Genomic DNA, 25,783 nt, shown 5'->3' with positions numbered 1-25,783 from the left:
GTCGAATGGGGCTTGTGAATAATGCAGGAATCACCCGAGTCTGGTGCTAAAGCTGCTGGTTTTCGAGTGCTTTCTTATTGAGAAAAACGGATAGGTGGTTATTTATTTGGATGCAGTGAATATAGAAAATAAACCAGAAAGTAAAAGCCCGACTTTGGCGCTATTAGCGCTGACAATCGGGGCATTTGCGATTGGGATGACTGAATTTATTATTATGGGGTTACTTCCTGAAGTGGCCGAAAGCTTGCAGGTGTCCATCCCCTCAGCAGGGCTACTCATTACCGGATATGCACTGGGTGTGGCTATAGGAGCTCCTATCATCACAGTCGCCACTCATCGAATGAAGCGAAAGCAGTTGCTTCTTTTTCTTATGATTCTGTTCATATCAGGTAATGCATTGGCTGCTCTTGCACCGAACTATGGAGTATTAATGGTAGCTCGTATCGTGGCTGCATTAACTCATGGGTCCTTTTTTGGCGTTGGATCTGTTATTGCAGCTGGACTGGTTCCTAAGGAAAAACGGGCTGGAGCTATTGCCATCATGTTTACCGGTCTGACACTTGCAAATATTCTTGGCGTTCCGATCGGTACATTTGTTGGTCAAGCCTTTGGATGGAGATCCACTTTTTGGGCGATCACTATCCTAGGTCTGATTGCTTTGATTGGGATTGCCGTGCTCGTTCCAAAAGTAGAATCAGCTTCATCAAACCTTAAGCAGGAGCTTAGTGTACTGCGTAAGCCAACCGTTTATATTGCTCTTTTGATGACGACGTTTGGTAATGGAGGGCTCTTTACGGTATTCACTTATATTTCACCGATTTTAACTGATATTACTAAGTTCCCGGTGAATTCGGTTTCTTACATCCTTGTTTTATTCGGGATCGGCATCACGCTTGGGAATATTATCGGAGGCAAGCTGGCTGACCGCAAATTAATGCCGTCTCTCCTCGGGATACTCGTTGTGTTGGCCATAGTTTTGGCAGTATTCGCAATTACGGATCAGCATAAAGTGCCTGCTTTGATTACTATTTTTATATTAGGAATGGCTGCTTTTGGAATTATACCAGGATTGCAGCTTCATATGCTGAATACGGCCAAAGAAGCTCCAACGCTGGCGTCGACTTTAAATGTTGCGGCTTTTAACCTGGGTAATGCGTTTGGTGCGTATATCGGAGGCTTGGTTATAGATTTACAATTTGGGGGAGGCCTAACAGCCGTTCCTTGGGTTGCTTCCATCGTAACCGGCGTGGGAATTTTATTTACTCTCTGGGGTATTCAACAACAAAAGAAGAGTACTAGGCCGTAATTTTAGGTAAGCTTTGCTTATCGTCCACGAGAAATCGTGGGTCTTATAGTGACAGACTTTGATGGGGGATCGCTCGTGTTTGCCACAATCACTGAATCAAGATGGATTTTTAGCGTCCGTAAGGGAAACGGATATAGTCGCGTCGGGAACTGGGGTTTTATCGAATGTCAGGAGGGGATTGGCACCAATATAGCATCGCTATAGACAAACCAATATAGCTGTGCTATATTGGTCGCATGAATACACACGACGCTCTACTCAATGCGGCTTTACAAGTTCTCGAGGAAGAGGGCGAGGCACAGTTCACAACACGCTCCGTCTGCGCAATCGCGAAGGTGACCGCACCGACGCTGTACCATCACTTCGGCAGCGCCGACGGGCTACTGAGCGCCGCCATTAAGGAAGCATTTGCTCAGTTTCTCGAGAGTAAAAGGACTGCTACGCAATCCTTCGATCCGGTTATGGCACTACGCGAAGGCTGGGACGATTACGTGCGCTTCGCGGCGGCTCGTCCACGGCTCTACGCGGTGATGATGGGCCGCGTTCTCAACGATGCTGAGATTCCCGCCGCCGAGCAGGCATTTGCGCTCCTCATCCAACGCATCGCGGCCATCGCTGCTGAGGGTCGGCTCAGGCCGACGGTGGAGGTGGCTGCTGATCTCATGTGGGCATCTGCGAATGCTGCATCCCTACTATACGTCACAGCTCGGCTACGCAAAGCGGTGCCACCCACTTCAGAAATCCTGGAGCAAATCCGTGAGGGGGCCATACGGTCCATCCTACATCCTGAACAGAAAGGACGAACACAATGAAAATTCTTGTCACGGGAGGTACTGGTCTGCTAGGCGGTCGCCTAATCCCGAAGCTCATAGAGGACGGTCACGAGATTTTCGCACTCACACGCTCCATATCATCTCACGCCAAACTCGAGTCCATGGGTGCTACGCCAGTCGATGCCGATCTCGAAAGCAGCACGCCACTCATATTGCCGGTGATTGATGCGGTTGTGCACGCAGCAGCCCTGTTCCGCTTTTCAGGGCCTCGCGAACCCTTCTTTCGTACCAACGTTGATGGAACCGTAGCCTTGTTGAAGGCAGCCGAGTCCGCCGGTGCGAAGACATTTGTCTACATCAGCGCGGCGGGAATCCTCATGGATAATGGCGGTACTCCCATACGCAACGTTGATGAAAGCACGCCGATTTTCCCGAACCACTTCTCCGCCTACCTGGCGAGCAAGGCACGGGCCGAATCAATGGTTCTGGCAGCTAACAAACCCGGCTTTCGCACCATCGCGCTTCGCCCGCCGGCTATCTGGGGGTCTGGTGATCCGTTTAGTCAAGGGCTTCCCGAAGCAGTCAGATCTGGACAGTTCGCCTTCATCAACCGCGGCGACTACGCTTTTGCAACCTGCCACGTGGACAATGTGGTAGAAGCCATACAATGCGCTCTCAAACGCGGAGAAGGCGGTCATGCCTTCTTCATCAAAGACCAGGAAGGGCAGACTTTCCGTGAGTTCGTCACCTCGCTCGCGAACTTGCAGGGCCTGTCTATCGATAAACTGCGTTCGATGCCCTACTGGCTTGCCTCTGCCATTGGCCGGCTGCTCGACACTATCTGGGCCGTCACGCGGAAAGACGGGGATCCGCCGATCTCACGCTCGATGATACGCATGATCGGGCGTGAGTTCACAGTCAACGATGCCGCTGCACGTCGAGAGTTGGGCTATGTCGGAAGAACCTTGCGCGACGCGGGCTTGCAAAGCTATGAGGAACCATCTGCTCGACAATAGTGCTTTGGAGGACGAACGCAGGCAATCGCCGGTTAGTCGTTCTCTGGACTTGCCCCCTTTTGTCGATGTGGCAGACAGCAGCGAAGCCGTAGCAATCTGTAATTCAGGAAAACGAGCATGTAACGTGCTTAGCACTCGCTCATGTGCAGGTAGTAGAGGATGTCCTTCATGTAGAATAAAAAGCACTGTTTTTTTCTGCCCCATACATACCACGATCCCATTTCATTTTTCCTAGTAGCATTTCGGATGGGACAGGCAATAACGGTGGTCATGGATACGAATGTTATGAAAGGGACCGTTGGAGAACATGGCATTTAAGCGCTGTTCGCGCCAGTCTATAGTTTCAAAGCCTTGTATGTGAATGTTCGCTTTGGGTTAGAGATGAAGTGAAATTCTTCTCGTTAGTGAGTCCAACTCCACGCCTTGAAGTTCAGCATGATCCCATTCAGGCGGCAAAACAGAAAAGAAGTTTCCCCTGCCCATCGAAGGCTCTAGCAAGCGGCGTCCAACACCAGAGGTTAGGCCAAAACGCTGCAAGGTCGCATGGATGGTCTGAATTAAAGTGGCTGCTCTGAGTAGAAAGTCGTAATTGTAGAGGCCTCATTGAATTGGGCTTGGGCTGCTGGAGTCGGGTCAGATTAATAATTTTTTATAAGCTGGGCATTCTCTGGGTGAGCAACGAACCCCTGGATAATTGGATGCTGTAGGGATAGTCCGAATTCATAATGAATAATTTTTTATGCATTCCCAGATTTTTTTCTCACCATTGTGGTTGCCATGAGGGATCTTCCTGGCTTTGTCGCTTACTGCACGTCTCAAATATTAAAGCCGCCTATATCAGAAGCTTTGGAGCAGTTTCATCACTTTGCAAAGAAAAGCTGGTAAAAGGCGAATAATTCGACTTTTCTACTCGAATAAAAAATTTCTGAGCCTACCGGACCTACTGGTTTAATCTGGCCGAGTACTTGGGACAGAAGTGGGCTATTTGACACTCACCGGGCAGAAGTATCATAATCTCTTTCTCTGGTTATCGCGATTCATCCCACCACAGGATGATTACAGCCGGAGAGGTGGTCGCTCAAGCCCTAATAGAGAGCTATCATGGCGCTTCCGCTTCGTCGCTTCTGTTTTCACAGCAGAGAAAGGAACGTACTTGAAACAAACAGTATAAAGATTTCAAGGATCGAGGTACAATCAAGGTAGCTATTACTATCTGCCTGATTGCTTCCTGTAAAATAAATGGGGGGAAGGATTGAAGGATTTCAGCCGATGTTTCTTTCTCCGGTTCTACCCAAGGTTTGGGGATCATGCTCAGGGCAGATGAGGGTCTGGATATTGCCTACTATATCACGCTGGAACCCGAACGAAGCCGAATTACCTTCCGTGGACCGATTATGCAAACGGAAGAGGGGGGGCAAAACCTTTCCTTACGATGTGGAACTGGAACGTCCGCTCAAGCTGTTGCCGGATCAGGAGTATGAGCTGAAGGTATTTGTAGACGGCACGATTTGTGAAGTTTATGTCGGAGGGGAAGTGGCGCTGAGTGCCAGAATATATGATATTCAGCACGGAAAGAAAGCTTGCACTATTCGTTAGTCAAGGTGCAGCGGAGTTTAAACGAGCCAAAATAGAAACTTTATAGGTCTTCCAGATTAAGAAGAGTAGTTTGAAAAGAAATTATATCCTTTCGATATCATATTTAAAGCCTAGCTTTTAAGTTATTTGGAGCGTGGATAACGACCTTGGATAAAAGCTGTAAAGTTCCTTTCACCCGAAGGGGCAGCTCACAGAGCACCAGGCTTCCTGATTAGGCCAGAGGCTGCCCGCATCTGATAACGGGCAGCCTCCATTTTTTGCAGTTACATTATGCAGGTTTCCTCTCTTATGCTCAACCTTGTATAGCTTTGATCCCCAGCGCCAGAGCACCGCACAAGCCTGCATGATCACCGAGGCCAGGCGGAACAATGTAAGTATCCATACTCTCCAGGATTTCGGGTGTTGAGACAACAGCATGTGAAGGATTTTGGCATTGCGGTCCACGCGGACAAGGCACTGGACAATGGTTATTTCATCAAATTTGATCCTTTTCATAACCGGATTGCCTTTGATATGTGGCCAAGAACAGAACCGGGATTTTTTCAATGGCAAATTGCCGGGGACAGGCCGCAAATGATTGAACTTGAGCGTCCGTTTGATTTTGCGAGAAACAGCCGGATTCATTTCCAACTGATTCTGGAAGAAGATATTTTATGCCTCTATGTTAATAATGAAGTTGCATTATGGGCTGCTGAATTCATATCCGGCACTGATCTTGCCGCAGGTAGGTTTTGCTCTGCCTTTATCAATTCTTTTAGCCTTCATCAAATTCGGGCTTTTCGCCGTATTCTTTGCCGAAGTCCGTCATTTTCTCAAGGATCGGCAGTAATTTGATACCCTTGTCCGTTAGCGAATACTCCACCCGCGGAGGAACTTCCGGGTACACTTCACGTTTAATAATCCCATCATTTTCAAGCTCCTTAAGCTGATTGGTGAGCGAACCTTGTGATAAACCTCCAAGAAATTTTTTTATATCCGTATAACGGCGAGTTTCTCCTTTTAGGAACCATAATATGAAATATTTCCAACGTCCTGAAAGAACATTTTGGGTAAAGGCTATTGCGTACATATCGCTTTTTTCATTTATAAATTCTTTGTCAAATCCTTCATTACAGACTCTCACTGATATCACTCCTAATCTAATGGTACAAATAGTTGTACTATTTCCATTTATATTGCCCTCTTTGCAAGTGAACATAATGGCTTTATGATTATGTCATCAAGCATCAACAAAAGGTTAGTAAGCTAAATAAAATTTCGGCCTTATATTTAGTAAGCTAATTAAATATAACACAGGAAGGAGGTGCTGATAAGTGAATTCAGAAAATAAACTAAAACTTTCGATTTTAGACTTCGTTCATATCTATAAAGGAAATGATGCTAAGAAAAGTCTCCAAAACATAACGGAAATGGTTCAATTAGCAGAACAGTGGGGGTTCACGAGGTACTGGTTCACTGAACACCACAACACAACAACCTTGATGAGTACTTCACCAGACTTGCTGAGCCTACATGCAGCAGCTCACACCCAAAGCATTCGAGTGGGTTCCGGCGGGATCATGTTGCCTAATCACAGCCCCTTGAAAGTGATGGAGAACTTTACTCTTCTCGAGGGATTATATCCAGGGCGGGTTGACCTGGGGATCGGTAGGGCTTCTGGAGCTGATGGCCGGACCATGTGGGCACTGCTAAGGTCAAGAGAATTATCGGAGGTAAATGATTTTCCAGAGCAACTAGATAACCTGCTTTCCTTTTTCAACCGTAACTTTAAAGAAACTCACCCGTTTAGTCCTATCCATCCTCCTGGAGATAAATCGATGGTTCCCAATATGTTTATGTTGGGATCTAGCGAAGGTGGATTACAGTTTGCCTTAGAAAAAGGATTAGGATTTGTATTTGCAGCTCATTTGGCACCGAAACTAGCTATTCCTGTGTTAAGAGCTTATCGTTCGAATTTTAAACCTTCGTCCTATTTAAATGAACCCCAAAGCATGTTAGCGACGATCGTAATTACAGCGGAGACGGAAGAAGAGGCTAAATATATTGCAGGACCAGCGGAGTTAATGTGGGCACAGATGAGCACAGGGAAGAGAAACCTTACCTTTCCTACACCTGAAGAAGCTAAAGATCACAAATACACTCCTCAAGAAGAGCTAGCTAGAGAACGAAATAAAGAACGCTTTGTTATTGGAAGTGTTGGACAGGTTGCTGAGCAACTTAATCAAATTGCGAAAGCAAGTTTAGTTGATGAAATCATGATTGCAGATTTTTATCCTAATCAAGAAAGCCGAAAGAACGGGCATGAATTATTGGCAAAGGAATTAGGTTTAGTTCAGGGAAATAACTGAACTGGTATAAAGGAGATCATTAAACCATGGAACAAAGAAAGCTGAAAATAGGAGGAATTATTGATGGTGTAGGTTGGAATTACACGGGGTGGAGGCACCCTGCTATTCCCGCAGATGCCAGTGAGAACATTGATTATTACGTTGAAAAAGCTATTCAACTTGAACAGGGAAAGTTCGATCTCATCTTTTTAGCCGACGTAAGTCATATTGGACCTGGCATGATACCACACTATCTAAGCATGTTTGAAGGCGTATCTGTTCTGTCTGCATTGAGTATGGTAACTCACTCCATTGGCTTGACCGCGACAATAGCCACTTCATATGCTGATCCATTTACGGCTGCTAGACAGATAGCCTCACTCGACAAGATTAGCAAGGGTCGAGCGGGGTGGAATGCGATCACTTCTAATCCAGGAGGGTTAGCCAATTATAGCCGGTCGCATTTAAGTAAAGCAGATCTTTATCCCATGAAAAAAGAGTTTTTAGAGATTGTTGAAGGTCTTTGGGATTCGTATGAAGATGATGCATTCATACGTAATAAGAAAAGTGGGGTATTTTATGACCCGAGTAAAATGCATTCACTAAATTATAATGGAAATTACTTTTCGGTGGAGGGACCTCTAAATATTAGTAGATCACGCCAAGGAAGACCGGTCATTTTTCAAGCTGGAACCTCTTTGGAATTCATGGACGTAGCGGCACAACATGCCGAAGTCATTATGGCTCCTGGAAATGATTTTAACTTCCTTAAAGGATTCGCGACTGAACTTAGAAGGAAAGTAGCACATAACGGGCGTTCACCTAACGACCTGTTGATGATGCCTTCTCATAGCCCTATCGTTGGTGAAACGGAAAAAGAAGCCTTGGAAAAGCTAAAGGAGATTGAATCAAGGATGCCTTATGGTTATAGATTGCCGAGGCCTTTATTGATGGGATCTGCGGAGCATGTTGCAGAAAAAATAGAAAATTGGTATCAAGAAGGTGTCATGGATATCTTGCTAATTAGGCAAGATTATCCAGCAGGATTTGAGGACTTTATTAAATGGGTTGTACCCATATTGCAAGATAAAGGCATATTTCGAAAGGAATATGAGATGAATACACTTCGGGGGAATTTGGGGCTACCTTACCCTGTAAACAGGTATACGAAGCAGTAACCAATAGAACCAACAAGAGGAGAATTTATTATGAAAAACCGAATTACACAATTACTAGGAATTGAGCAACCTATTATTTCAGCAGCAATGACATGGGTAACCTCTGCAGAATTTGTTGCAGCAGTATCCAATGCAGGGGGAATGGGCGTATTGGGGCCAAATGCCGGCCAAACCGAGAAAGCAACGAGTGCAGATGATATGGCAGATCGGCTTACCCAAGAGATTCGCAAGGTAAAAGCATTAACGAATAAACCATTTGCTGTAAATTACATTTTCCCGATGGGAGGAGCTGCAGAGGATCTGTTTACGAATGCAGTTTTTGATGTATTGGTAAAAGAAAAGGTGAAATACGTTATTGCCATTGGACAAAATGTGGTTGATCGTGAACTGAAGCGGCTTAAAGAACATGACATTAAAGTGGTTTACAGAGACTTAAGCCCAACTGTAGAAAAGCTTGTAGAAGCTGAGAAATCAGGAGTGGATGCACTGATCGTTACAGGTTATGAAGCTGGCGGTCATATGAGTGATTATAAAATTAGTACTCTTTCGCTTGTTCCGCAGATTACTTCACTCGTAAAAATACCTGTGATTGCTGCCGGAGGGATAATTGATGGCCGGGGAGCGAAAGCAGCACTATCTATGGGTGCAGAAGGTGTATATCTGGGGACAAGATTCATAGTAACTAAGGAAAATCCGGCGAGTATAGAAGCAAAAAACGCCATCATTAAGGTGAAAAGTGAAGAGTTTATTGAATTTAAATCAGGCGCAGGACATTTGAGAACCATTCCTACAGAAGCGGGCAAAAAAGCGTTAGAGCTCATTAATCAAGGAAAGCCTGCAGAAGCTTACAAATATTATGGAGAAGGGTTTAAAATCGGATTATTAGATGGTGATTTGGTTAATGGGACCGTTAGTGTCTCTGAATCAGCCGGTGGTATTCAGCAAATTCTAACGTGTCAAGAAGTGATTGATGAAATTGTTAAATCTATCGGATGAAGATCTTAAAATAAATTTTTGATTATACGGGGCGCACTGGCGCCCTTTAACCCTATGGGTGCAGAAAATCCAAATGATTCCTTTTTCATCAATACTTTTTCAAATCCTTTATTACATACCCTTATGATATCGCTCCCAGTTTAAAAGTACAAAAACATGTACTATGTTCATTTAGATTGCCTACTTTGCAAATGAAACGTACGGACTTATGATGGTGCCAAGGCTGCTAACTAGTACAAACATTCCCATATTATATTTGGCAAGCTGATGATTATTGTAAATTAACCGGTGGAAGAGACCAATTAAGCTGTACAGTATTGCGATTATATGCTGCTAAGAGAGGATAATAAAAATGAAAAATCGTGTAACAGATATTCTTGGAATTGAGAAACCCATTTTACAAGGACCTATGAATTGGATTACGAATGCTGAATTTGTTGCTGCCGTGAGTAATGCGGGTGGTTTGGGGATTCTCGGCCCTAATGCCGGTCAAACGACAGTTACAGCCTCTCCAGAGGAAACCGCAGAACGTATGCGCCGTGAGATCCGTAAGACAAAGGAACTGACGGATAAACCATTTGGTTCAACTTTGATTGTTGGTGGAGATTTGAAATACACTTGGCCAATTTTGGAAATTGTCATTGCAGAGGGTGTACAAGTTGTTCTTCTTAATGGTGTTGAAGGAACGCTAACAGAAAAGATTATTACCCCATTGAAGGAAGCAGACATTAAGATTGTTTACCGCCCTTTGAATCCAACAATCGAAGATGCAAAGGCTGCTCAAGCTATGGGTGTTGATGTTTATGTTGTTACCGGGTTTGATGAGGGTGGAACATTGCCATCAAGTATCATTGGTACGTTTACAATAACACCTATGATCGTAGACGTGCTTGATATTCCAGTTATTGCAGCTGGTGGAATTGGTGATGCTCGCGGTGTTGCAAGCGCCTTTGAATTGGGGGCAGAAGGTGTCTTTTTAGGAAGTCGTTTTATTCCTACTGTTGAAAGCCCGGCAGCACAATCAGTAAAGCAAATGATTGTGGATTCATCTGCAGCAGATTTATTGTTGTACCGTACTTTACCAGCGTATTACCGTTCTTTGCCTACACCATTTGCTGAAAAATTGGTAGCTCTGGACAAACAAGGCGCATCTCGTGAAGAAATTGCTAAACTTGAGGGTGGTTCTGGTGCAATCCGTATAGGTATGCTTGAAGGTAACGGCGAAGGTGGTATTGTTACTGTCGGTACTGGAATTACGCCAATTAAGAGAATCCAAACTGTACAAGAAGTGGTTGATGAGTTGGCAACTGGTATTAAGTAATCGGTGAACTCCAAGCCCTCGTTCGATTTGAAGTGCACCCCTTGGAATAGACATTGGAATAAACTCTTGGTTTATCCGATGAATTCTAAGGGGCACGAAACAACCCTCCAAGTACCAGATATTGAATTACTTCCTCCTTCATTACATACCCCTCATGATATCGCTCCCAGTCTAAAAGTACACAAATATGTACTATGTTCATTTAAATTGCCTTCTTTGCAAATGAAACGTATGGACTTATGATGGTGTCAAGGCTGCTAACTAATACAAACATTGTTATATAGTTAGTAAGCTAATATAACCCGTAGAGGAGATTAATTAGATGAATAATACGCTTGAATTGCTTCACAATCATACCTCCGTTCGTTCTTATACGAATCAAGCCCTGACAGCGGAACAACGGGATGCAATCTTCAAAGCGGCCAATCAAACTTCATCTTTTAGCCTACTGCAGGCCGTTTCTATCATTAGAATCACCGATCAGGATCTGCGTAAAAAGGTGATGCAGCTCAGTGTTAATCAGCCATATATTGAAGAAGCAGCGGAGTTTTGGATTTTCTGCTCTGATTTCAACAGGAACCATCAAATTGCCCCGGAGGTTGATATTGAATATATTGAATTTCTTCTGATCGGTTCACTTGATGTCGGGCTGATGGCGCAAAATGCGTTAACCGCAGCGGAATCCATGGGACTTGGTGGCGTATTTATAGGTGGGGTTAAAGCTAATATTAACGAGTTATCTGAACTATTGAATTTACCTAAGTATGTAATTCCATTAGTGGGACTATGTATCGGTATTCCGTCTGGAGATAAGCCTGCGCTGAAGCCGCGGTTGCCTCAATCCATGGTATTATTTGAAAACCAGTATCAGACACTCGATAAAGAGCAATTAGCCGTTTATGATGATATCATGCTGAAGTATTATGAAGGCCGACCTGTTAAAGCCCCGTTCACCGTGAAAAAAGTAAAAGGGTGGAGTGAGCATATTCAGGATCATCTCCAAAGAAGTATTCTGCCCGATATGCTGGAGTATTTAAACATACAAGGATATGCCAAGAAATAAAAGGCCCTTTAGAGATGTGGACACCTTAATTTCACCATGTTATAGTTAGTCCGCTAAATAAAATACTCAAGTTGAGGGTAAATTATGAACGATAAGGTTGATTGCGATATTCGTCAGTCGTTAGATCGAATTTCTTCCCAAATGCGTCGGGATTATAGTGAATCTTTAAGGGAACTTAACCTGTATGTTGGCCAGGATAATTTGCTTTACCGACTGTGGTTAGGTGATGGTATAACACAAATGCAAATATGCGAACATTTGAATTGTGAACCACCTACGGTAACTAACATGGTTAAGTCACTGGAGCAAAACGGGTTTATATACCGTAAACGTGATGAACAAGATGCAAGGGTTATGCGAATTTTTCTAACAGACAAGGGTAAAGAATTAGAGGAGCCGGTTGATATCAAATGGAGGCAGCAGCAAAATAAATTACTGCAATCCATTTTACCAGAAGAACGCGTACTATTAAGGCAGCTTTTAAAACAGTTGGAGAATAACTTGTTATAGGTAGCAGAGGGGGAGAGGGAACGGAATTGGCGGGGAGATATATTTACAGGTCTTATGTTTCTTTCTAGACGCAACTGAAAATGGAGCTTTAGAGCGACGAAGACAGCTCCTGAGCCTATATCTCGGAGAGATTTCAAGCAGAAATTTCCAAGGTTTAACTAACTACCCCATCGGTGAAGAATAATAAAATGTAATTTTCAACCAGACAACTACAATAATAATTAGGAGCGATAAAATGAAATTCGGAATAATTGGTGCAGGCCCCATAGGATTATCTATTTCAAATAAGTTGATAAATAATGATCATAATGTAAAAATTGCAGATGCTCGTGGGATTGAACGTTTGGAAGGAAAAAAACTTACAGGAACACCTGTGAGTGTAGAAGAGGTAATTAAAGATATTGATGTCCTTATCATATCTATCCCTTTCCAAGCACTTCCAAGCATTCGCAACGTCATAGATAAAGTTGGGAAGGAAGTGATTATTGTTGACACTTCAAATTATTATCCTCAAATGAGCGGTGAAATTGAAGAAGTGGAGAACGGGATGGTTGAAAGTGTTTGGGTCTCAAATCAATTAGGCCGATCAATTATTAAAGCTTTCAACAATTTATTAGCCTATACTTTAGAAAATGAAGGAACTCCAGAAGGTAATAGTGGACGTATTGCCACAGCAATCGCCGGTAATGATCTACAGCAGAAGCAAAAAATCATGAGTATAGCCAACGAACTAGGCTTCGATACAGTAGATAGTGGTTCTTTAAATGATTCATGGAAGCATCAGCCAGGAACTCCAGCATACTGTACAGAATTAACCAAAGAGGAACTGACCGAAGCATTAAAAAAAGCAAATAAAGAAAAAGCACCAATTCTACGGGATAAAGTGATAGAAAAGCTATCGTCGGCTTCAGGCGGATATTCACATAAAGATATAGTTGATCTGAATAGAGAAATCTATAATTCCTAATTCAGGAATTCTTATTGTATAACGGCGGCAGACTAGGAAATGATAGTAAGGTCTAGTTCTGTCGCTTTTTTAGAAAACCAACGGTCCTTGTAAAAGTTCAACTACATTTTCTGCAAAGTCAAGTCTGATTTGATTTAACCTACAAAGAATTGTAAAAGACAAGGGATATTTCTATTTACCCAGTTGGAGGAGAGTGATGCATGCATCGAAGAAGTTGACTAATGAATGTATGAAGAAAGTAAATTGCGTTCTGCCACAATTAGGCTAGCAAAAACAGCGGTTGGTCCAGAACTGAAGAGTTGTATATTCATTCCTCTTGAAAGGTCAGTGAGGATATGGTGTCTATATTGCCCGGGCATGATTGGAGTTTTGCGAATTCAGCCAATATGATTTCTAAGTTGTTTGTCCGGTCCGTACTATATTCGGGCCCAGTCGCTGATACATGTTTTCTGCTACGCCTTGGGACGTTCTGAATAATGAACCTATCCTATTGACGTGGACTGAAATCCTTGGACTAGCGAAGCATGCAACATTAACAAGGAGTCGGTTATTCGATATATGGCTATGAGTTCGCGGATGTGGGCATTAGGATGTCCGCCCTGAGCCATCAGGAGGATGAAACCGGGGAATTTTAAACCCATACTTTTGGAGGATTTTCGTTCGATGTTGATCTCTTTCAAGTATTTCTGCTTTAATCTGAATAATTCGATGAAATAGAGCAAACATTCCGGTTATAAGTGAGCTAGGCCTCTGGAAAAAAGAGCCACCAATTCTTAAGATAATTGTAAGGATTGACATTGACACGATATGTGTATATACTCCTATTCATGAGAAAACATAATTCAATTTCAGATTTTTCAGGGTCGACTTTCATGGCAGAGTGTGCTTGCTTGAATTTGAAGAAAGCATCTCGGTTTATTACCAGTTTATATGATGAATATTTAAGACCTATCGGGCTTCGGTCTACACAGTTGTCGTTGTTGATGGCACTTGAACAAGCCGGAACTGTCACCATTACTCGTCTCTCCCAAATTCTATTGATGGATCGAACCACATTACAACGGGATCTCAAGCCGCTTGAGAGACAGGGCTGGGTGTCGATCACGGAAGGTGAGGATCGCAGGAAACGATTAATTGCTCTGACACCCGAAGGCCGGGACCTTCTTAAGCGTGCGCTCCCGCTATGGGAACAGGCGCAAATCCGTATTCGAGACTATATGGGTGATGACCGTTATAAAGGTTTGCTTGGTCAATTGTCTGATATCGTTAAGCTGAACAGGAGAGATTAATTTTTTTCACCAAAAAGGTGTATATACACTTAATATGGAAGGATGGGTGAAAGTGTCCGATATCAAAAAACATCCTACAGTTGTGCGTTACTACGAATCCTCTGCGCAATCCGCCACTCTTGACAACGAAACGGTTGATTATGACTGGGTACGTGAATTGTGTCTTGAGGCCGGGGCTGACGATGTAGGGGTTGTATCCATTGAACGCTCGGAATTGGATGATCAACGGGATGACATTTTGTCCGTATTCCCGCATGCCAAGACTCTGATCAGTTTCGTTGTCAGAATGAATCGAGAACCGATCCGCACGCCCGCGAGGTCCATTACCAATATTGAATTTCATCATACCGGCGATAAGATGGATGAGACAGCCCATCACATCGTGTCCGCATTGGAAGCGCGAGGGATACGGGCTTTAAATACGGCAGGCAGTTTCCCGATGGAGATGGATAAGTTTCCGGGCAAGACCTGGGTCGTTTCGCACAAGCCTGTTGCCGTTGCGGCAGGGCTAGGCCATATGGGCATTCATCGCATCGTGATTCATCCGAAATTCGGAGACTACGTTCTGCTTGGCACCATTATGATCGATGCCCGGGTCAACAAGGAAGACCGACCGATTGACTACAACCCGTGTCTGGAATGCAAGCTTTGTGTATCTGCCTGCCCTACGGGCGCGATCGGTATGGACGGACAATTTAATTTTTCTTCATGCGCTACGCACAATTACCGTGAGTTTTTGGGCGGTTTCAGCGACTGGGTGGAAACGATCGTGGATAGCAAGAACGTCAAAGAGTACCGGAATAAAGTACCGATATCCGAAACGACTTCCTGGTGGCAAAGTTTGAGCTTCGAGGCTAACTACAAATGTTCTTATTGCTTGGCGGTTTGTCCCGCGGGCGAAGATGTGATCGGGCCGTTTCTTAAAGACCGTAAAGGGTTCATGAATAATGTATTAAAGCCGTTGCAGGGCAAAGAGGAGACGGTGTATGTAACTCCTGGCTCCGATGCGGAAGCGTATGTCATGAAACGTTTTCCCCATAAAACGGCAAAACGCGTCGGGAATGGACTCAGGCCCGGCACGATTCGCCTTTTGGTCGGCGGCATGCCTCATGCATTCCAGCCGAATCAGTCGTCAGGTTTAAACTGCACCTATCATTTTACATTTACCGGCAATGAAACGAGACAAACGACAATCGACATTCGTGACAAGAAGATCCAGATCAGGGATGGCTTCCACGGCAAGCCGGATATTCGGATTACGGTGGATAGCAAAACGTGGCTTAAGATCGTTGCGAAGGAAAAAAATGTGGTTGCGGCATTGCTGACAGGAAAACTGCGGATCAAAGGGAACCCCAAATTGTTAATGAGTTTTGAGAAATGCTTTGCATAATAAAAGTGACACATAAAGAAAGGGAAGTAATGATGAAAAGATAATAATAAAGGAACAGCCATCGCACCTGATGAATACGAAGATGACTTACAAGATGCTTGTGATGGATGTCCAACTGAATCAATTAAAATAGCTGATAAGTCGTTTGAAGGTAAGGTATAACCATTATCACGATTCAGGACATGGATTTCTGCTTTAGTATGCTGTGGCTTGCGCATTAATAAATTATTAATAAATTTGGAGGTTTTACAATATGAAGCTTACAGGAAATACGATTTTTATTACAGGCGGCGGAACGGGAATTGGTCGTGGGCTAGCAGAAGCTTTACATAAACTTGGAAATAAAGTCATCATCTCTGGACGGCGTAAAGAGCGTCTGGAGGAGACGATTAGAGCGAATCCCGGTATGTCCGCAGTGGAACTGAATGTACAGGATCCTGCCAGCATAAAGGCGATCGCCAAGCAGTTAATCGAAGAATACCCGGATTTAAATATCTTGTTTAACAACGCCGGCATCATGCAGCCCGATGACGCGGCTGGCGTGATCGACGAAGATGTTTTGGTTTCGACTGTCACGACGAACGTGCTTGGGCCAATCCGTATGACGTCTGCGCTGATTGAGCATTTGAAGTCTAAAGAAGAAGCGGTTATCATCAACACGACTTCCGCACTTGGATTCGTGCCGCTAGCGATGACCGCTGTATATTCGGCGACGAAAGCAGCGCTCCATTCCTATTCGCTGTCTCAACGGTATTTGCTTAAAGACACTTCGGTGAAAGTGCTGGAATTAGCGCCACCGAGTGTTCAAACGGATCTAATGAATCTCAAAGACAATCCGCGCGTCATGCCACTTGCACAATTCATTGAAGCAACGATAAAGGTGCTTGGGACTGATACCGACGAGGTTCTGGTGGGAGATGCCAAAATTCTTCGAGATAACTCGGGCCCGAACGAAGGCGCTTTTGTGACCCAGTTTAACGATATGATGTCTGGGATGTCAAATGGACATTAATCCGCTTATCGTGTTGGTACGATAGTGAATGATTGAACCGGTAGTTGCGACAACTTCCGGATTTATCGTGAGTTAAACCACTTATTTGTCGCGGCTTCCTTGAGGTGTTTTTTACCATTGCAGGAAATTATGCTTAAGTTTTACGTTCATGTATATGTTTTAATTATGACAGGAGAGATGTGCCATGAAAAATGCAATGGGCTTATTGCTCCGCCAGCCCACGACGATTATCGGAGTTGTTGTAGCATTGATGTTTCAGCTCATTTTTAGCATCGTATGGATGACAGGCTACAACGGAATTACCGATAACACCAAGAATTTGAGTATCGCCATCGTTAATGAAGATGATGGACTCGGGGCTAACATCGCTGATGGACTTGCCGCGAACCTGCCTTTCCAAACAGAGAAGATGGATTCGTTGTCCGCCGCCCAAACGAAGTTGAACACTAGAGGAGTACAGATGGTGCTATATCTGGCATCCGATTTCTCCAAACAGCTGCAAACTCCAGGTCAAACAGCGCAAATCCATTATTACATGAACGAATCGAACCCGCAACTCATCAAGACCATTATGCAATCGGTTGCTGGCAACGTTACTGTGCTTGCTAATAAGCAGGCGATTGCCGCGGGGGCGCAGGCGATACTGACACAGGTAAACCCGAATCTCTCGGCTGCTGAGGCCCGTCAGTCGGCGCAAGAACTGTCCGAACGTGTCACATCCGACATACAAACATCCAACAAAGTGAACGGTATGCAGAACCAGATGGTGCCGATGATGCTCGTCTTCGCTTGCTTCGTCGGTTCGATGATGAAAGCGCAGAACCTGCAGATTTCCGTCAATATCGTCTCACGGAAGTACGGCAAATGGAACGCATTCGGCGCCAGAGCGATGCTTAACGTCATTGCAGCGGTGGTGATCGGACTTGTAAGTACGACGATGGTTCATTTGCTCGGCGGGCAATCCGTCGTCAGCTTTGCAACGATGTGGGGGTTCGTGTCGCTGGTGTTACTCGCATTCATGTTTTTCGCTCAAATGTTCTTGATCCTGTTCGGCAACGCGGGCATGTTGCTTAACATCACCATGCTTTCGACACAGTTGGTTTCTTCCGGAGCGATTGTACCACGTGAGCTGCTGAGCTCGTTCTATAATCGGGTGAGCGACTATTTGCCGGCCACTTACGCGGTGGAGGGGATCATGAACATGCTTTTCGGCGGCCCGAGCTTGGGGACGAGCGCCATGGCGCTTGTATGGATATTGGTCGTATGTCTCGCTATCGGCGCTGCCGGTGTTGCCGTAAGACGCAAGAAGCGTGAAACCGCGCCAGTACCGGCCACATCCTAAAAATATCAGCTCCAAAGGGCGGAATTCGATTTCATCGTTTTCCAATAGCTATTTAGCCTCAAGCTAGTGGCGACCTATGGACACGTGTCATCCAATACGAGCGATGTTAATATATGGAGCTATTATTACGACGGGCCACATTTATTTGATCAATCCGGACTTTTGAAGACGTATGTTTGGGCGATGAATGTGGTTGTTCCCCAAGTGGTACTCCAAAGTGGTCTTGAGTATCCGTGTTTTATCGCGTTTGGCATAAGTCTGACTAAAAACGAAGGCTTGTCTAAGATTGATCTGGCCAAACAAATGCTTCTGATGATGCGTGAATCTGCCACGTGCCGTCTTTGGGTTGCCATGGATCGTTGGTATCTGAGAAAGGATTTCTTCACATTTCTTGAAGCGCACCAATTTCGATTGGGTTACTAAGGCTAAGCGAAATACAGCTTTATTTCATAAGGTCATCGAGCCCTGCGCAGGCAGGGCAGGGAACGGTACGTCCCGCTGACGCTGAGTATGCTCATCCGAAAAGAAACGGTGACTTAATTCGTAAAGGGGTATCAGAACTGGTTTCGATCTCGATACCCGGCATCTACATGAAGCAACCGTATATGACAACGAATCATAAAGGAAAGCAGGTCACAAAGCAGCGTTACGTACAGATTGCCGCTGTGGCTGCCGTGCGACTGAAGGAGGACGCTACCGAGCCTACTCAAGCGGAGGATGAAGCGCCGGTGACCTATAGAGGAGCATATCTTCTCATCAGCAACCGATTCGATGCTCCCGAAGAAACGGTTACGTACTTACGTAATGCGTTGGCGGATCGAGGTGTTTTTCCGTACAGCCAAGTAGGAGCTTGCCTTCGAAAAGTGTCACTCCGAATCTGAAGCCCATAAAGATAAACAAGTGATGATGAAGGCTAACACCCACGGCGAAATGGTTTGGGACCTCTTCCACACACGTTGTCAGGCCCGCATGGTCAATCATAAAGGGCGATCGCGGATCTGTATTGATTGTGACAGAAAAGATTCAATAAATATATGTTTTAAGCAATTCCTGATACACCAGGGAATTATTCTCCGAATTTAAAAATTCATGTGAGTTCTCACAAAATAGAATATCACTGCTTATGTTTTCGATGAGATAGGGTTTTATGTCATCTGGTACAAAGAGTCCGAGTAGTTGTATAAACATACTGTCGCATCTTTCGATTGCTTTATAAAACCTTGCTAGCTCATAAGGCATGGCAGAGCCACAGAGTATCCGGAAATAGTCTTGATTTAATTCCTTTGTCATATAGAAATCATTTCCGTCCAGAACATAGGCATTTCTAACTTTCTCAGGATCAAACAAATGAATGATATGTGCCGGTGATTGTTCGGATTAGCTTCTACATAGCAGGCAGTTCCACCATGTGCATTAATCCAGCAGACAAGATTCATAGCTGTCGTCGTTACCCCTACGCGGCGGTCACATCCCGCAATTGCTATCTTTAGATTAGAGCAGTTAAATTGATATTGCGTGTTTTCCTCATGATGTATATGGATTGATTTTTCTTCTATCTTTGGGGGAGAATCTGGCATAAATCGATGCATTCCTTCTTCTGAAAAGCACTCCCTCAGTTCATTGCGGATCTCCTCAATTTCTGTTGCTGTCACGACATTCAGTATCCCAATTTGAATGAGCTTTAGAAGTAAAGGACTGCCTGCTGGCAGCCCTTCCGCAACAACCACAACACGTATGTCATAGATGGTTTGGTATGCATCAAAGCTTGAATTAATTCCTCGTCAGATTCCGTTATCGCCTCTCGATCCAAAACGACATAACGAACATGAGTAAAATGCCGCATGTCTTTAATAACAAAGAATAAGAGGGAGAAACTTCCGATTAACTTTTTGACAGGTAGCTCTTGTTCCATTTCCAAAAAGTCCAGCAAATTGATACGGGCATCACGGGTCAAATAAAGAATCATGGTTTATCCCTCTTTCATAAATAGGAGAATAACTCCGATGATAACCAAGAGAATATACAAGAACAACTCAATGATCTGCTTTCGCTTATCCATTGTTATCGCCCTCCAGCCGAACCCATATAGGCAAATTTATAGTCAGGTATTTCAAAATGAGCATGGATTCGTTTGGGGCCAATCATGAGTAAAGCGTGTTCCCGTTTTTTGCTTGCCAGCAGTTCTTCTTCAGCATCAGTCAAGTTGTAAAGCTCTCGTGTCTCTTGCAGGTTCTTCCCGTCAGTTCCCATAAGTATCTTAATGCAGGGAATGTCGAGTAAGGCTTGTCCGTACATTTTAATTTCTGGAGCCAGCGACTGGATCAATGCTGGCGGGGGCTCAAGCGGCAAGATTAATCCGCTGCAAATTCGCCCGGCTCCCCGCGATGAGGAAATTATTTGAGTTTTAGTACCCCACTCATTGCTTGAGTCCTACGGACCTATTTTTAGACTAAGCCCCCAACCAAACATTCCCTCTTTACTCATTACTTCTGCTCGTTAACGTATTTATACCAGATAGCCAACGAATAGGAATTCTAACTTGATCAGAGCGAATTCGTCTATCCGTTCTTTTTCCTGGTGATTGCCATTGCCAAGCCCCCTGATAAACTTTTTCAGCTAAGCGCAATACTTGCAGGAGAGGACATTCTGGACTCTATGAAAATGCTCAGCAGGCTTTTTATAGTACATCTGAAGGGTGAATGTACTAATCCACCCGGATGGTTATATCCAGAATTGGCAAGACAAAGATGCTGTGCAAGTCGACGATCGGGAAGGATGATCACGAGATTGGGGCTAGGCGGTCGTACAGCATACAAGGATAGCGGGATGATTCATTGTGTTACACAACAACCGGTGATTCAAGATAATGGTTTCATCTGAACGGGCAGGATAGAGCAATAGCGACAGGACCTATCCCAGCAGTTCTTGGGCTCCATTCATCACTAAGGGCATAGTCTGTTTAACGAATGATTCCGCACTTATTAGACGCCCCTCATTGTTCCAAACGTAAGCCGCTCCATACATCCCCCAACTTAACATGATAGAAGCTGTATTTATTAAGAATTGCGCGTTTGGACTCGATAGCATCTTGTCTTTGTCTATAAAGGAAAGAAGTATCGTTTGAATTTTTTCCTTTATTTGAATTTCGAATACAGGTCCAAGCGATATATACCTTCTTTTGCACATAGTGCTTAGACCCTTGTGAAAATCGCATACACCCAGAAAAATACTCTGAATGGTTTCTTCATTTAATACTTCGTGACCGCTTATTCTACGATTTATGATTGTCATAAATGATTCCATTAGCTTGGCCTCAAGCATTTCGAATTTATCTACAAAGTGCGCATAAAAAGTCGCTCTGTTAACAGTAGCCCGCTCTGCAATATCCCTAACGGTTATCGATTCAAAGTCTTTTTCTTGAATTAATGAAGCAAAAGCGTCTTGAAGGAGTCGCCGTGTACGTATCACACGAGGATCAGCTTCATTCTTTTTAATTGTCATGGTTAAGATCTCCCCAAATAAAACGACATTATAGAAATGGTGTTGTCTATACAACGGTTTATGGTTATTGATGATTGCGTACCATTCGGTTGCTATTATAACATAGAAATACAACAAGTGTTGTTCAAACAACAATGTTGTATTGAAACTAAATGCTGAATGCAGCTTTTTTAAACCAAAAGGAGGAGAGAACCATGTCGGTTTCACAACCGTCGCAAACGATGGAGCACCAACTTTTTTTTGATGTTATTCGAGAACGCCGGTCGGTTCGTAGCTATGATCCCGAGATCAAAATTTCGCGGGAGGAATTGACCGAAATATTGCGGCAAGCCACACTGGCTCCTTCAGCCGCTAACCTGCAGCCGTGGCGGTTTCTCGTTATCGACTCGCCGGAGCTGAAGCAGAAGCTGCTTCCGATCGCATTTAATCAACAGCAAGTGGTCGAGGCTTCGGCTGTCATTGCGGTACTCGGAGATTTGGAGTGTTATAAATTGGCCGAGAAAATTTACGGAATGGCGGTCAATGCGGGTTACATGCCTGCAGAGACGGCTCAATCGTTCGTGGAACGCTATATCGGCATGTATTCAAGCATGTCGCCCGAGGCCATCCGCCAAATAGTTTATACCGACGGCGGGCTAGTATCGATGCAACTCATGCTTGTCGCCCGCGCTAAAGGCTATGATACGGTCCCGATGGCCGGCTATGACCAGACTAAATTTGTAGAAGCGTTCGATGTTCCGGAGAGATACGCTCCTGTTATGCTTATCGCCATCGGCAAGGCGACGAAGCCCGGTCATCCGACAGTGAGACTGGCTGTCGATGATGTAGCTTTCTTTAACGAAATACCTATGGAATAACAAAATGTAAAAGACCTTGGCACCCGCATAAACAACGGAGCTAAGGTCTTTTAGGTTCTACGCATTAGATTCTAACAAGTCGTCGTACAGTTATATTAGCTGGATGGTGCTAGATTCGATTTGGCGAAAGTGTAGATTATGTTTGAGGACTGCCTGTTAGCTTAGGAAATAGAAAATGGAAATTACAAAACTTGAGACGCAGAAAGAAATGGTACTCCAAGAAATTAAGAGTAAGTATGCTTTATCATAAAGTGTTTGATACCATTTTTGAGGAACGTAGGACTGCAATAAACAAAAGCTTTGGTATATAGATCGAGGCTTGGAAACTGGAGAGAAGGAGTTAATGCGCGGCTACCTTCGACTTGGGTTTAAATTGTATAATGCTTTGGCTGTAGAAATTCGCTTCGTCCACTTTGACGGACAATGGGATTTGCACATTAAAAATACGGAAGGTCTCGCGGTAATAGACTTTGACCAGACGGAAAGCCTCCTTGTATAAGTTGGTGCGGGTGTTGCACATGGTCATCAGGATGCCTTCAATGCTGATGCACGGATTGATACGCTTTTTGACTTTTACAATGATTTTGAGTAGCTGGGTTAATCCTGTCGCAGACCATAGCTGCGGATTGACAGGAATCAGTACGCTATCGCTGGCTGCAAGAGCATTGATCGTCAGCAAGCCGAACGGAGGGTTATGTCGATGATGATGTAGTCATAGTTGGGCTTAATCGGTTCCAGCAGGGAGGCCAGTGTTTTTTCGCCGCCCATTTCATCCCGCAAATTGATTTCGGCAACCGACAATTCGATGTTGCTTGGAATGAGGTCGATATTGCCATGTGAGTGGATGTACTCCCCAGCAGGCGGCAACGGTTCGTCGCTCATAATGGCGTTCATGACATTAAACATGGAGAATGGAAGTTAATCCGGCTGCTCAATGCCAAAGCACATGAACAGATTGCCTTGTGGGACGAAATCGACGAGCAGCACTTTTTTTCCTTCATTAGATAAGGCGTAAGCGAGATTGTAGGCGGTGGTCGTTTTTCCTGTGCCGCCTTTCTGATTGGCAATGGTGATAACTGTAGTTTTGGACATGGCATGTGCCCTCCCTGAAGCTGATGCTTCATTAATTTGGTCAATGGCAGGGAGTGGACTGGTGCTGCTGTAGTTCTTTCCAAGTTCTCTCCAACGTCCCCAAACGGCTTCATTTTAGGCTGTCGTCGGGTAGCCCGCGAAAATCCTTGATTTTACAAGGCTTTTCGCGGGTTTTAGATTCCTCTTCTTTGACTTAGTTTCTGCTATCTTCTCAATAGATGTGCGACTCACAATCGAGTGGGAAATCGTAGAGGTTCGAGTTCTCTCGCTGGCATACCAAAAATAGGTTTGATAAATTGTGTTAACAATTTTTACAAACCTATTTTTTATTTCAAGTAGCTGTTCTGATTTTTGTGTGCCGTTCAATAATAGCTATGAAGAACGCGTTAGGGTTAGCATCCCGTTTTATCTTTTATTATGAGTATTAAGTCACCTATTTGGATGCGATAATAACGAGCGCTGGTGATTCTATGCTATAGGGAGACTTGCCATAGTCACCGTATACCGATATAGAATGAAATCCGCAATTCAGGAGCTCGTTCTGAAGCTGAGTTTTTGTAACAGGATAAAGAAGGATCGCATTTGAATGAGTATCTGGATGATCTTCCAAAATTGTAGTAAACCTAATTTTATGATCTAAAGGCTCATACTTACGAGTAAATGTAAACGTTTCTTTTTGTATCAGCGGGAAGGAATATTTTTTGTGACGTAATACATTCTCGAAATTTACAGTTTGAATGACCAGCTTTCCCTGTTCATTCAGTATGTCATATGCAACTTGAAGAAATGTACATATTTCATTGAAATTGTCCAGATGGGCAAGAGTGTTGCCGATACAATAAATACCATCAAACGTTTCATTTAACTGGGGTAATTGCTGTATGCTATTTGGCATCACTTTTATATGAAGCTGGTCTCGGTTTGCTTTTTCCTTAATCTTAACGGTCATGCTTTGTTCGGGTTCAGCTGCAGTAAGGATATAGCCAGCCTTTGTCAAAGCAATCGCAGTGTTGCCCGTTCCTGCACCTACATCAAGCAGAGTGGAGGCGGCTGGGAAGCAGGAGGATAGAAAGCTGATTTGCTTGTCATTTGCAGGAAATATTTCATCATAATATGGGGTTAATACTTGATAGAATTTCGTCATATTGTTCGCTCCTCAGGTAGTCAATTACTGTATTGTTAGAGATATGGTGTCCAACATAAAGGTGTTTAACCGATTTAATAGAAATATACTCTTTTTTTTTACGAATCTAGTGATTCCAATCACAATGTGCCCATACATGAATAAAACTGCCAATGAAAAGCCCGCCCATCTATTTCTAGCCTCCCTGGGTAAAACTAGATTGCGTCCAGGAGGTAAAGCTGCAACGGAAAGAATTCTGGAGGCTTGTCAAATCACCCCTGATACAAAGCTACTTGAGGTGGCTCCCAATATGGGGACGACAGCTATGATTGGACAGCAGGTGCAACTCGAATTGAGTGGGAACCTCAGGTAAATTTGACGGGGTCTCTAATTGTGTAGTAGGATGTTGGTACTGAAAAAACGTTTTTAGTTTTATCGAGTAGAAAGAAATGAGGGATGAAGATGAAGGAAAGGATTTTAGAAGCTTTTGTAGAGGAAGCGCATGAAAGTGGTTTGAAATTTACCATGGATGACCTTGCGAAAAGACTCGCTATTAGCAAGCGTACCTTATATGAGCATTTTTCGTCCAAAACACTCATTTTAGAAACGCTTATAGAGCGTACGAATGATGATATGATTCGAATAACCGAGCAAATTATCGGAAACGATCAATTAACTTTGTTAGAGAAGATTAAGCAGGCTATTAGGGTCATGCCGCAATATTATGAGTTTTATGACTTACGAATACTGGAACAAATGAAAAAATATTATCCTGATCATTGGAAAAGAGTGCATGCCGATTTGAATGATTGGCCCCAGATCAGAACATTAATTCAGCAGGGTATCCGGGAAGGGACTATTGTAAACAAAAACGAGGCTCTTATCATGAGACTTATTATTGATTCGATAAATTTAACGCTCGATCAGCGCTTTTTTCTGGAGAACAGTGTGACGGTAGAGGATGCCACTTATTCTATTGCAGATATTTTGTTATTTGGACTGGTTGAAAAATAGAAAATAGCCTCAACAATATGTTACATATGTGAAGGGGCCATTTTTTATATGAAAACTAATAAAACAATTTAAGTTTTATTGTTTTAGAGATGCGGCAAACAAGTTTAAGA

At 43.9% G+C, this 25,783-nt stretch carries 27 protein-coding genes and 1 pseudogene; 19 read left to right on the top strand and 9 right to left on the bottom strand.

Annotated features, from left to right (window positions below):
- Positions 1–106 precede the first annotated feature (106 nt).
- From HPL003_RS02170 to HPL003_RS02155, 4 genes are all read left to right on the top strand, one after another.
- Positions 107–1,306, top strand: a complete 1,200-nt coding sequence (locus HPL003_RS02170; protein ID WP_014278011.1) for an MFS transporter — start codon at positions 107–109, stop codon at positions 1,304–1,306.
- A gap of 236 nt (positions 1,307–1,542) precedes the next feature.
- Positions 1,543–2,118, top strand: coding sequence for a TetR/AcrR family transcriptional regulator (locus tag HPL003_RS02165; RefSeq protein WP_014278010.1), 576 nt, complete (start codon positions 1,543–1,545; stop codon positions 2,116–2,118).
- A complete protein-coding gene (locus HPL003_RS02160; RefSeq protein WP_014278009.1) occupies positions 2,115–3,095 on the top strand; it encodes an NAD-dependent epimerase/dehydratase family protein in 981 nt (326 codons plus the stop codon). The genes HPL003_RS02165 and HPL003_RS02160 overlap by 4 nt, the downstream gene beginning before the upstream one ends.
- Before the next feature lie 1,335 nt (positions 3,096–4,430).
- Positions 4,431–4,691, top strand: coding sequence for a GH32 C-terminal domain-containing protein (locus tag HPL003_RS02155; RefSeq protein ID WP_014278008.1), 261 nt, complete (start codon positions 4,431–4,433; stop codon positions 4,689–4,691).
- Between the two features lie 171 nt (positions 4,692–4,862).
- On the opposite strand, the gene HPL003_RS30305 is transcribed toward HPL003_RS02155, so the two are convergent.
- Both HPL003_RS30305 and HPL003_RS02145 read right to left on the bottom strand, forming a co-directional pair.
- A complete protein-coding gene (locus tag HPL003_RS30305) occupies positions 4,863–5,186 on the bottom strand; it encodes a hypothetical protein (protein WP_158308723.1) in 324 nt (107 codons plus the stop codon).
- 259 nt (positions 5,187–5,445) lie between these two features.
- Entirely contained in the window at positions 5,446–5,814 is a 369-nt protein-coding gene (locus HPL003_RS02145) for a winged helix-turn-helix transcriptional regulator (protein WP_014278006.1), read from the bottom strand.
- 190 nt (positions 5,815–6,004) lie between these two features.
- Between HPL003_RS02145 and HPL003_RS02140 the strand changes: the two genes are divergently transcribed.
- From HPL003_RS02140 to HPL003_RS26985, 13 genes are all read left to right on the top strand, one after another.
- Positions 6,005–7,039 (top strand): LLM class flavin-dependent oxidoreductase, encoded by a 1,035-nt coding sequence (locus HPL003_RS02140; protein WP_014278005.1) that lies wholly within the window; start codon positions 6,005–6,007, stop codon positions 7,037–7,039.
- A gap of 26 nt (positions 7,040–7,065) precedes the next feature.
- On the top strand, positions 7,066–8,196 hold the full coding sequence (locus HPL003_RS02135; RefSeq protein ID WP_014278004.1) for an NtaA/DmoA family FMN-dependent monooxygenase: 1,131 nt from the start codon (positions 7,066–7,068) through the stop codon (positions 8,194–8,196).
- 30 nt (positions 8,197–8,226) lie between these two features.
- On the top strand, positions 8,227–9,192 hold the full coding sequence (locus tag HPL003_RS02130; protein ID WP_014278003.1) for an NAD(P)H-dependent flavin oxidoreductase: 966 nt from the start codon (positions 8,227–8,229) through the stop codon (positions 9,190–9,192).
- A 352-nt stretch (positions 9,193–9,544) separates the two neighbouring features.
- Positions 9,545–10,513: an NAD(P)H-dependent flavin oxidoreductase gene (locus tag HPL003_RS02125; protein ID WP_014278002.1), complete on the top strand. Its 969-nt coding sequence runs from the start codon at positions 9,545–9,547 to the stop codon at positions 10,511–10,513.
- A 322-nt stretch (positions 10,514–10,835) separates the two neighbouring features.
- Complete coding sequence (gene nfsA, locus HPL003_RS02120; RefSeq protein ID WP_014278000.1) at positions 10,836–11,576, top strand: oxygen-insensitive NADPH nitroreductase; 741 nt, start codon at positions 10,836–10,838, stop codon at positions 11,574–11,576.
- Between the two features lie 84 nt (positions 11,577–11,660).
- On the top strand, positions 11,661–12,086 hold the full coding sequence (locus HPL003_RS02115; protein WP_014277999.1) for a MarR family winged helix-turn-helix transcriptional regulator: 426 nt from the start codon (positions 11,661–11,663) through the stop codon (positions 12,084–12,086).
- Between the two features lie 235 nt (positions 12,087–12,321).
- Positions 12,322–13,053 (top strand): NADPH-dependent F420 reductase, encoded by a 732-nt coding sequence (locus HPL003_RS02110; protein WP_014277998.1) that lies wholly within the window; start codon positions 12,322–12,324, stop codon positions 13,051–13,053.
- An 890-nt stretch (positions 13,054–13,943) separates the two neighbouring features.
- Positions 13,944–14,342, top strand: coding sequence for a MarR family winged helix-turn-helix transcriptional regulator (locus tag HPL003_RS02105; RefSeq protein WP_202946277.1), 399 nt, complete (start codon positions 13,944–13,946; stop codon positions 14,340–14,342).
- A 52-nt stretch (positions 14,343–14,394) separates the two neighbouring features.
- Positions 14,395–15,732 (top strand): SCP2 sterol-binding domain-containing protein, encoded by a 1,338-nt coding sequence (locus HPL003_RS02100; protein WP_202946276.1) that lies wholly within the window; start codon positions 14,395–14,397, stop codon positions 15,730–15,732.
- Between the two features lie 253 nt (positions 15,733–15,985).
- Complete coding sequence (locus tag HPL003_RS02095) at positions 15,986–16,744, top strand: SDR family oxidoreductase (protein WP_014277995.1); 759 nt, start codon at positions 15,986–15,988, stop codon at positions 16,742–16,744.
- 184 nt (positions 16,745–16,928) lie between these two features.
- Positions 16,929–18,086 carry a YhgE/Pip domain-containing protein gene (locus HPL003_RS02090; RefSeq protein ID WP_014277994.1) on the top strand — a complete coding sequence of 386 codons (1,158 nt, stop codon included), beginning with the start codon at positions 16,929–16,931 and terminating at the stop codon, positions 18,084–18,086.
- 84 nt (positions 18,087–18,170) lie between these two features.
- Positions 18,171–18,509: a hypothetical protein gene (locus HPL003_RS26990; protein WP_014277993.1), complete on the top strand. Its 339-nt coding sequence runs from the start codon at positions 18,171–18,173 to the stop codon at positions 18,507–18,509.
- Positions 18,510–18,691: 182 nt separating this feature from the next.
- Positions 18,692–18,967, top strand: a complete 276-nt coding sequence (locus tag HPL003_RS26985) for a hypothetical protein (protein WP_014277992.1) — start codon at positions 18,692–18,694, stop codon at positions 18,965–18,967.
- A gap of 405 nt (positions 18,968–19,372) precedes the next feature.
- Here HPL003_RS26985 and HPL003_RS29560 read toward each other — a convergent pair whose 3' ends face one another.
- From HPL003_RS29560 to HPL003_RS02065, 4 genes are all read right to left on the bottom strand, one after another.
- Positions 19,373–19,738, bottom strand: coding sequence for a hypothetical protein (locus tag HPL003_RS29560; protein ID WP_014277990.1), 366 nt, complete (start codon positions 19,736–19,738; stop codon positions 19,373–19,375).
- Positions 19,739–19,767: 29 nt separating this feature from the next.
- Entirely contained in the window at positions 19,768–20,052 is a 285-nt protein-coding gene (locus HPL003_RS02075; RefSeq protein ID WP_014277989.1) for a hypothetical protein, read from the bottom strand.
- Between the two features lie 95 nt (positions 20,053–20,147).
- A complete protein-coding gene (locus HPL003_RS02070; protein ID WP_014277988.1) occupies positions 20,148–20,435 on the bottom strand; it encodes a hypothetical protein in 288 nt (95 codons plus the stop codon).
- 561 nt (positions 20,436–20,996) lie between these two features.
- Positions 20,997–21,587, bottom strand: coding sequence for a TetR/AcrR family transcriptional regulator (locus tag HPL003_RS02065; protein ID WP_014277987.1), 591 nt, complete (start codon positions 21,585–21,587; stop codon positions 20,997–20,999).
- 194 nt (positions 21,588–21,781) lie between these two features.
- On the opposite strand from HPL003_RS02065, the gene HPL003_RS02060 reads away from it, so the two are divergent.
- Positions 21,782–22,444 carry a nitroreductase family protein gene (locus tag HPL003_RS02060; protein ID WP_014277986.1) on the top strand — a complete coding sequence of 221 codons (663 nt, stop codon included), beginning with the start codon at positions 21,782–21,784 and terminating at the stop codon, positions 22,442–22,444.
- A gap of 340 nt (positions 22,445–22,784) precedes the next feature.
- Here HPL003_RS02060 and HPL003_RS30145 read toward each other — a convergent pair whose 3' ends face one another.
- The 3 genes and pseudogenes from HPL003_RS30145 to HPL003_RS02050 all read right to left on the bottom strand — a co-directional run bounded on the left by HPL003_RS30145 (position 22,785) and on the right by HPL003_RS02050 (position 24,680).
- On the bottom strand, positions 22,785–23,123 hold the full coding sequence (locus HPL003_RS30145; RefSeq protein ID WP_202946275.1) for a ParA family protein: 339 nt from the start codon (positions 23,121–23,123) through the stop codon (positions 22,785–22,787).
- Positions 23,117–23,536: pseudogene (locus tag HPL003_RS30140) on the bottom strand (ParA family protein). Before HPL003_RS30140 ends, HPL003_RS30145 begins: the two are co-directional and overlap by 7 nt.
- Before the next feature lie 433 nt (positions 23,537–23,969).
- Positions 23,970–24,680, bottom strand: coding sequence for a class I SAM-dependent methyltransferase (locus HPL003_RS02050; protein WP_014277985.1), 711 nt, complete (start codon positions 24,678–24,680; stop codon positions 23,970–23,972).
- A gap of 441 nt (positions 24,681–25,121) precedes the next feature.
- Here HPL003_RS02050 and HPL003_RS02040 point away from each other — a divergent pair, with 441 nt between their 5' ends.
- A complete protein-coding gene (locus HPL003_RS02040) occupies positions 25,122–25,673 on the top strand; it encodes a TetR/AcrR family transcriptional regulator (protein ID WP_014277983.1) in 552 nt (183 codons plus the stop codon).
- Positions 25,674–25,783 lie beyond the last annotated feature (110 nt).

This window comes from Paenibacillus terrae HPL-003, from assembly GCF_000235585.1.
GTDB lineage: Bacteria > Bacillota > Bacilli > Paenibacillales > Paenibacillaceae > Paenibacillus > Paenibacillus terrae_B.
The sequence above is the reverse complement of the archived record's forward strand: the minus strand, read 5'-3'. Positions and strand labels throughout refer to the sequence as shown.

Excerpts from the sequence above, each read along its gene's own strand:
- HPL003_RS02165 (WP_014278010.1), top strand. The coding sequence starts at position 1,543 with ATGAATACACACGACGCTCTACTCAATGCGGCTTTACAAGTTCTCGAG.
- HPL003_RS02160 (WP_014278009.1), top strand. The coding sequence starts at position 2,115 with ATGAAAATTCTTGTCACGGGAGGTACTGGTCTGCTAGGCGGTCGCCTA.
- HPL003_RS30305 (WP_158308723.1), bottom strand. The coding sequence starts at position 5,186 with ATGAAAAGGATCAAATTTGATGAAATAACCATTGTCCAGTGCCTTGTC.
- HPL003_RS02135 (WP_014278004.1), top strand. The coding sequence starts at position 7,066 with ATGGAACAAAGAAAGCTGAAAATAGGAGGAATTATTGATGGTGTAGGT.
- HPL003_RS02130 (WP_014278003.1), top strand. The coding sequence starts at position 8,227 with ATGAAAAACCGAATTACACAATTACTAGGAATTGAGCAACCTATTATT.
- HPL003_RS02125 (WP_014278002.1), top strand. The coding sequence starts at position 9,545 with ATGAAAAATCGTGTAACAGATATTCTTGGAATTGAGAAACCCATTTTA.
- nfsA (WP_014278000.1), top strand. The coding sequence starts at position 10,836 with ATGAATAATACGCTTGAATTGCTTCACAATCATACCTCCGTTCGTTCT.
- HPL003_RS02115 (WP_014277999.1), top strand. The coding sequence starts at position 11,661 with ATGAACGATAAGGTTGATTGCGATATTCGTCAGTCGTTAGATCGAATT.
- HPL003_RS02110 (WP_014277998.1), top strand. The coding sequence starts at position 12,322 with ATGAAATTCGGAATAATTGGTGCAGGCCCCATAGGATTATCTATTTCA.
- HPL003_RS02095 (WP_014277995.1), top strand. The coding sequence starts at position 15,986 with ATGAAGCTTACAGGAAATACGATTTTTATTACAGGCGGCGGAACGGGA.
- HPL003_RS02090 (WP_014277994.1), top strand. The coding sequence starts at position 16,929 with ATGAAAAATGCAATGGGCTTATTGCTCCGCCAGCCCACGACGATTATC.
- HPL003_RS26985 (WP_014277992.1), top strand. The coding sequence starts at position 18,692 with ATGACAACGAATCATAAAGGAAAGCAGGTCACAAAGCAGCGTTACGTA.
- HPL003_RS02075 (WP_014277989.1), bottom strand. The coding sequence starts at position 20,052 with ATGATTCTTTATTTGACCCGTGATGCCCGTATCAATTTGCTGGACTTT.
- HPL003_RS02065 (WP_014277987.1), bottom strand. The coding sequence starts at position 21,587 with ATGACAATTAAAAAGAATGAAGCTGATCCTCGTGTGATACGTACACGG.
- HPL003_RS02060 (WP_014277986.1), top strand. The coding sequence starts at position 21,782 with ATGTCGGTTTCACAACCGTCGCAAACGATGGAGCACCAACTTTTTTTT.
- HPL003_RS02050 (WP_014277985.1), bottom strand. The coding sequence starts at position 24,680 with ATGACGAAATTCTATCAAGTATTAACCCCATATTATGATGAAATATTT.
- HPL003_RS02040 (WP_014277983.1), top strand. The coding sequence starts at position 25,122 with ATGAAGGAAAGGATTTTAGAAGCTTTTGTAGAGGAAGCGCATGAAAGT.